Raw genomic sequence first — 7,102 nt, forward strand, 5'->3', positions numbered from 1 at the left:
CCAACTATTTTTTTTAAAAAAATTTTTTGTAAAAAAATTGGCAAAAATAGTTTTTGCTATATACTTATATTTATTAATACAAATTAGGAGTAAAAAAATGAACAACATTTCAAACAAAAATAATCCACAAGACATTAATCAAAATAATATTCAAGGAGAGCTCAAAATGATAAGTGTTGAACAACAAAGTTTTACCGGATGTGAAATATTTGAGGAAAAATCTTCTTCCATTAAAGAAAAAAGTAAATTAAGCAAGATAGGCAAGAAATTACCAGGAATAAGTAGTCAAGAGTGTTTTAGATTTAACCGAAATATTGATTTTAGTGTGCAAAGAAATGAACTTGATAGATACGGAGCTAGTGAAGTAGGCAATGTTTTGATTGGAGGTGCAGGACTTAAAGACTTGATGATTAACAGAGTACTTAAATATTTTGGAATGAGCCTACCTTTTGAAGAGAATTTGTATATGCTCAAGGGCAAAGAATTAGAGAATTTAGGATTTAGAGAATTTGTTAAAGCACATGGTGATGATATTGATATTTTGTATAAGAACAAATATGCCAACGGTGTTGATAAGTATAATTATTTCAAGAAAACTGGTAAATCAGAAATGTTTGTTGGATCAACAATTGATGGTTGGTTTATAAATAGTAACGGCACCGCAGAGCTTTTAGAAATTAAAAGCAGTGATTCTAATTATATGAGCAGTGCTATTGCTGAGTACAATAAAAATGGCAATTTTTTAAGCAGCAAATATTTTTTCAAATATTATGTGCAGGCGCAAATGCAACTAGCATGCACCGGGCTTGAGTATTGTAATTTATTCTTTTTAATAGATGCTGCACCAATTAACTGTAAGATTAAAAGAAATGAGGCCCTAATATCAAAAGTATTTGAATTTATTAATAAATGTGAATTAGAAATTAAAAATTTAAAAAAAGATATTTATAGTAACTATAGAGAGGAATACTTAATAGCACACAATTTTAACAAGGATGTGTTTATAAAGCTTGTCCAAGATTTAGTAGAAAGGAGTGATTTTTATAATTCTGGAGTTGAGTTTGATTGGGCAAGAGAATTTATAGAATATGTTGATTGTGTAGACCTTGAAATTAAGGATAATCAATCTGCTGAAAATCTTGCGTATGATTTAATGGAGATTGACAGTGTACAAAAAGAATTAAATAGAATTCAAAACGAAAATAAAAAAAGAGAAAAACCTTATAAAGATAGGCTGAAAATGCTAATTTATAATATTACGAATACATGTCCACTAATTGAGCATGTAAATTATAGATTTGGAGAGTTTGTGTTTACTCTTGATCCTAAGAAAAGGGCAATATCAGATAGATTAAAGGGGCTATTACCAACAAGTGGCGCAGTATTTTTCCCTAGCAATATAGCATTTGCAAATAGTGTTAGTGTCCCCATGTGAATGGGTGCACTAAAAAATTAAAGAAATAATTTAATATAGGAGAGGTAAACAATGCTTATTAATAAAATAAAACAAGACAATAGAACTTTAAGACCAGAGATACAAAAATGGGGTTGTTACTTTTTGTGTCTGCATTATTATACAAGTCTATTTAAGAAGGTTGAATTTAATGCCTATGAGATAAATTCAGCATATTATAGATTTATAGGGCTTGGCTACATTAAGAGTAATTGTTTTATTATAAATCCATGCATGATACTTAATTACTACGGAATTAGAAGTAGTGTAAGATATGAGTCTTTAAATTATTTGGGTGCAGCTAATGAATTTGAAATAAGCGAAGTTAAAATCGATAAGGTTAATGGATATCACTTTATAGCAACAAAAAATAAAGAAATATTATATGATTCACTTGACTTAAAGCCACGTGGGAAAATATTTAAAGTAACTTCAAAACGAATATTTAAACTAAAATAGTTTTTTTAAAGTTTAAGGTTATTTTTCATGCATTTATAAGCGTGAATTTTATTAGCAGCAGAGAGGCCGTAGATATTATCAATTTCGGAAGTTGAATGATATTTCATAAGTTCTTTAATTTGGAAAGAATTATAACCATTAGATTTTAAATATGAAATGAACAAATTTCTAAATAAATGAAGCGATTTATTAGCGCGAAATCCGGATTTTTTAAGAAGATTTTTAAATTTTCTAGAAATATTGATAATATCAATTTGATTATCTTTAAACTTATGTTTGGTTTTTTGGAAAAGATAAGTACGCCGTGAGTCAAGATTTTTTTCATTAAAATAATTTTCGTGAGCGGATTGGATAGCCTCGAACTCTTCTGAGTTGATAACAATTTCTCTAATACAAGTGACATTCCTTTTTTTAGCTATATTTACTTTTATATTGTAAAAAGTTTCTCCAGTTTTGCTGAGCAAGGGAGTAATATCTTGTATTTTTACTTTTTGAATTTCTGCACCCCTGCACCCACTTATTGCCAGTAAATGTAGGAACCAACCAGAAATTGGGTCAATTTGTTTTAATGTTTTAACGCATTTTTCAATTAATTTGATAGCTTTTGGGGTTAAATAAAACTTAGGAGTTGGTTTTGAGGATTCTTTTTTTGGTTTAGAAGAAATTTTTAGAGAATTTTTAAGAATTTTGTTTTCATTTACTACTTTTTGATACTCTTGTATTAGTTTGAGTATAGAATCAATACCTAAATTATTTAAATTAAAATAATTATTAATGTCCATAAGACAAGCTCCTTCTAGGTGTTACTTTTAAATTAAGTAAAAGTAATAAAAATAGATAAAAAAAGTAATTTATATTGTACCAAAAACAAAAAATTTTAGTCAAATTTTTGGAGTTCTCATTGCAAGTTAAATTTGGGTTGTAGAGTGGCTGTGATAAACAGAATGGGCAGTTTTTGGGGGGTGCAGCTAAGAAAGACTATATACTTTAGCTGACTTATAGCAAAGACTTTGAAATTTAAGTTGTATGCATTTTGTAGTCTTTTGTAATGAGCCGGGCATTTGCAATGGAGAGATTTTTGGGAGTTGGTTAAAATTACATTTGCGTTTTGTTAATATGTAACAGGTGAATGTAACAAAATTATATATTTAAATCTTTGAAATATTGCAATTATTAGCTGTTGCATTATTATTAAGGCTTATGGAGTAACTTATGAATAAGAAAATGTTTATTATTTGTGCTGTTTTTGCGCTGATAAGTTCTTGCAAGAATTATGCAAGTGATAAAGATGAAAAAAAATTAGAGCAAAATTTAGAAAAAAAAGTTGAGGGATTTTTAGATTTTGCAGGTACAAAAGATGGGGTAAAAGAGAAATTAATGCAGTCTGATGAGCAAGTAGCTCAGTGGTCTGATGAAAAAGAGAAGTTGAAAGAGATTGAAAAAGAATTTGAAGAATTAAAGAATAAAATAGATGGAGTTGATGGTCAAACCGCTCTTGGAACATATAATGAATACGAAGAAAAAATTAAAAAATTACAAGAAAAATTAAAAGAGCTGCAGAATAAAGAAAAGAAAAATGAGCTTGAAGATGGTTTAAAAAAGCTTAAAGAGAGTTTAAAAAAGAGAATAGAAGAGAGAAAAAAAGATTTAGAAGATGCTAAAAAAAAGTTTAAAGAGTTTAAAGAACAAGTTGAAGGTGCTGATGGTAAATCTGAAGGGGATAAGTCTAAAAATCAAGGAAACATTGGGGGGGTAGCATGGCAACTTGCTAATAAATTAGGATTTAAAGGTGTAACTAGTGTTGGTAATAGCTCTAATACTAGTGACATGACTAAAAAAACAATAGAAAATACACTTCAAAAGATTGATGAAGAGCTTAAAGAGCTGGAAAATAAAAAAGAATAAAAGAAATGGTTTTTAAACACATAAATTATAAAAAACAAGACTAATAACCAGTCTTGTTTTTTTATTTGTATTGCGATTGTTAAAGTATTTTGTGTGCCTCGTCAATTTTTGTCGATTTTTATGCTAGTATCTTTTGTTTTGCTATTATTGTCTTCTTTTATAAAATGGTTTTTATATTTTTTATATAATTTTTTATGATTTTCAAGATTAAATGTTATTGGTTCTTTAAAAATTTCAAAAGCTATTTTAAGGGTTTTAGAAGTTAGTAGTTTTTTTGAAAAATCTTCTGATTTAGACGGAGGAATCATAACGCTGGTAAAAATAAAATTATCATTAAATAAATTAGTTGCAGAATAGCACACTATGTTTTTTCCTTCAACTTGTTTAGGAGTAAGCCTACATTCAGCTATTCCAATTTTTAGTTCAGATTCTTGTTCATTATCAAAAGTATATTTAATTTTAATTTTATCTGAATTTTTTATATTATATATGTCATAGAAACCAATATCATGTTTAGTAGCAACATCATTAAAATGAAAATAATAATAAATTCCTAGGTTGTTATATATAAAATTCATAAGTGCATGATTTTTGTTAAACCAATTTTCAGGCCTTTCTTGTGATTTTGTTGCAATCCAAGAGTATTTTTCATTATCTTCTTGTCCACTTGTAAAAAATTTACTATCCCCTAATATTTCTTCATTATTATTTTTGTTGCTACTATTATTTGATTTGCAGTTTAAAATAATTGTCAATAATGTTAATAACATTACAAACATTGTTTTTTTGTTCATTTTAAATCCTTTTTTAAAATTTATTTATTAATATTCTTATAAAATCAATAAAAATTATAATTCCCAGTGTTGCTAGTACGGGCGCTGTAATTATTGATCCAAGGCCTATGGTAAAGATAGTAAGTAAAATAGAAAAAAGAGTTATACATAAAAATGTAGAACCAGTTCCTGTTTTCCCCACATAAAATCTATGAACTCCTAAATAACCAAAAAATAAGCAGAATAATGCTGCTACTAATCTGTTATAAGATTTTTTAACTTGTTTATTTTTAACTCCACAAGTAATACAAATTTCAGCTTCTTTTTTAATTGGCTTGCCACAAGAATGGCAATATATTTCGTCAATAGTTTTTGACATAATTTTAAACTCCTTACAAAAATAAACCCTACTCAATTACAAGTGTTTAATATAAGTAAGCTATATTTTTATATATTTAAATTTAATGAATATTGTAAATATAGAGCAGTGATTAATAGGTATTAAGAAGTTAATAGGTTGTGTTAAAAAATTTATTAAATTGCTTTACTATTTAGAGTAATAATTTGTTAATTTTGTTATTTTAGGAGAAATTCTTTTGAAAAGAGCTAAAAGGTCTTTTGATGATTATGCTGCGTATTTTAGTGAGGGCTCATTAAGTGATGTAGAAATAGCGAAGAAATTAGGAGTTTCTAAAGTAAATGTGTGGAGAATGAGACAAAAGTGGGAAAGTGGAGAAAGTGTTGTTAACCAGGACTCTAGAGTAACAATTAGTGAAGATACTTTTGAACACCTTTTGTCGCAAACCTTTAGATCAGAAGTTAACGCTAGGAAAGTTAGAAGCGAATTAGATTTAGAGCGGGCTAATTTAGAATTAGGATTTATAAATGCATTTAAGCAATATTCTAGTGTTAAGCTTGTTAGTATGCATGCTAAAATAGAAAATTTAAGAGCCGAAATTGACGCTTTAAATAAAGCAAGTAGTAAAAAAAATAAGCAATTTGTTAATGGAGAAATTAATTCTTTAAAAAGCGAGCTTGATGAATATATAAAGGAGTGTTCAATAAGAGAAATGGAGCTTTACTATGAATGTATGAAAAAACTTGCTACGGTTCATGAAGCTGAAAGCAAAAGTAACTACAAAAATAGTAAAGGGCACAAGTGAACTTATATCAAACAAAACTTTTTACAACACTACAAAAGGAATACAAAAATAAATATGGAGTTGATATATCACAATTTGTAAAGCTAACAAATTCTTCAATTAATTTTGCTAAGTTTGAAGAAGAACAGTTAACTTTAAAACAAAAAAATGTGATAAAAAGCATTCAAAAGAATAATGAGAAAAAGATTATACTCAGCGGCGGTATAGCTAGCGGTAAAACGTATCTTGCATGTTATCTTTTTCTCAAAAGTTTAATTGAAAATAAGAATTTATATTCTAGTGATACGAACAATTTCATTATTGGTAATTCACAACGTTCAGTTGAAGTTAATGTTTTGGGGCAATTTGAAAAGCTATGCAAACTGCTTAAAATTCCTTATATTCCAAGACATACAAATAATTCATATATTCTGATTGATTCACTGCGAATTAATCTATACGGTGGAGATAAGGCAAGTGATTTTGAAAGGTTTAGGGGTAGCAATTCAGCACTTATTTTTGTCAATGAGGCTACAACTTTACACAAGCAAACTTTAGAGGAAGTCTTAAAAAGATTAAGGTGTGGACAAGAAACTATTATTTTTGATACTAATCCCGATCATCCAGAACACTATTTCAAAACTGATTATATTGATAATATAGCAACTTTTAAGACATATAATTTTACGACTTATGATAATGTTCTGCTCAGCAAAGGATTTATCGAAACACAAGAAAAGCTATATAAAGATATACCATCATATAAAGCAAGAGTTTTGCTAGGTGAATGGATAGCAAGCACTGATTCAATTTTTACACAAATAAATATTACTAATGATTATGTATTTACTAGCCCGATAGCATATTTAGACCCAGCATTTAGTGTTGGTGGGGATAACACTGCATTATGTGTTATGGAGCGGGTTGATGACAAGTATTATGCTTTTGTATTTCAAGACCAACGACCAGCCAATGACCCTTATATTATGAATATGGTAAAGACCGTTTTAGAGAATTTTAATGTACATACACTTTATTTAGAGGATAGAGACAATACAAAAGGTGCTGGTGGATTGACTCGTGAATACATATTGCTAAGAAATAATATGAGTCAATATTTTAGAATTGTTCCGGTTAAGCCAAAATCTAATAAATTTAGCAGAATAACAACGTTAATTACGCCGTTTACTTACAATAAACTTTACATTACGAAATACAGTAGCTCTTCTGTATTTAATGATATTTATTCGTATAAAGGAGATAACAAAACCCATGATGACGCTCTTGATGCAATATCTGCAGCATATTTGATGTTGTCTTTAGGATATAGAGAGAGAAGTGTTCACTTTGGCAATCAAAGATTTTTGTAA

The 7,102-nt window shown here is 28.2% G+C and carries 8 protein-coding genes; 5 read left to right on the plus strand and 3 right to left on the minus strand.

The window, feature by feature from the left end:
• Positions 1 to 97 precede the first annotated feature (97 nt).
• Positions 98 to 1,435: a DUF244 domain-containing protein gene (locus QIA22_RS06670; protein ID WP_418456972.1), complete on the plus strand. Its 1,338-nt coding sequence runs from the start codon at positions 98 to 100 to the stop codon at positions 1,433 to 1,435.
• 51 nt (positions 1,436 to 1,486) lie between these two features.
• Entirely contained in the window at positions 1,487 to 1,912 is a 426-nt protein-coding gene (locus tag QIA22_RS06675; RefSeq protein ID WP_418456974.1) for a DUF261 domain-containing protein, read from the plus strand.
• 5 nt (positions 1,913 to 1,917) lie between these two features.
• Here QIA22_RS06675 and QIA22_RS06680 read toward each other — a convergent pair whose 3' ends face one another.
• Entirely contained in the window at positions 1,918 to 2,694 is a 777-nt protein-coding gene (locus QIA22_RS06680; RefSeq protein WP_418456976.1) for a site-specific integrase, read from the minus strand.
• A gap of 430 nt (positions 2,695 to 3,124) precedes the next feature.
• Between QIA22_RS06680 and QIA22_RS06685 the strand changes: the two genes are divergently transcribed.
• On the plus strand, positions 3,125 to 3,817 hold the full coding sequence (locus QIA22_RS06685) for an ErpL protein (RefSeq protein WP_418456978.1): 693 nt from the start codon (positions 3,125 to 3,127) through the stop codon (positions 3,815 to 3,817).
• Between the two features lie 101 nt (positions 3,818 to 3,918).
• On the opposite strand, the gene QIA22_RS06690 is transcribed toward QIA22_RS06685, so the two are convergent.
• Together QIA22_RS06690 and QIA22_RS06695 are read right to left on the minus strand one after the other, a co-directional pair.
• Positions 3,919 to 4,611 (minus strand): hypothetical protein, encoded by a 693-nt coding sequence (locus QIA22_RS06690; protein ID WP_418456979.1) that lies wholly within the window; start codon positions 4,609 to 4,611, stop codon positions 3,919 to 3,921.
• Positions 4,612 to 4,624: 13 nt separating this feature from the next.
• Complete coding sequence (locus QIA22_RS06695) at positions 4,625 to 4,969, minus strand: TM2 domain-containing protein (RefSeq protein WP_418456981.1); 345 nt, start codon at positions 4,967 to 4,969, stop codon at positions 4,625 to 4,627.
• A 217-nt stretch (positions 4,970 to 5,186) separates the two neighbouring features.
• Here QIA22_RS06695 and QIA22_RS06700 point away from each other — a divergent pair, with 217 nt between their 5' ends.
• Positions 5,187 to 5,753, plus strand: a complete 567-nt coding sequence (locus QIA22_RS06700) for a DUF603 domain-containing protein (RefSeq protein ID WP_418456983.1) — start codon at positions 5,187 to 5,189, stop codon at positions 5,751 to 5,753.
• Positions 5,750 to 7,102 (plus strand): PBSX family phage terminase large subunit, encoded by a 1,353-nt coding sequence (locus tag QIA22_RS06705; protein ID WP_418456985.1) that lies wholly within the window; start codon positions 5,750 to 5,752, stop codon positions 7,100 to 7,102. The genes QIA22_RS06700 and QIA22_RS06705 overlap by 4 nt, the downstream gene beginning before the upstream one ends.

The sequence above is a fragment of the Borreliella kurtenbachii genome (assembly GCF_030437945.2).
GTDB lineage: Bacteria > Spirochaetota > Spirochaetia > Borreliales > Borreliaceae > Borreliella > Borreliella carolinensis.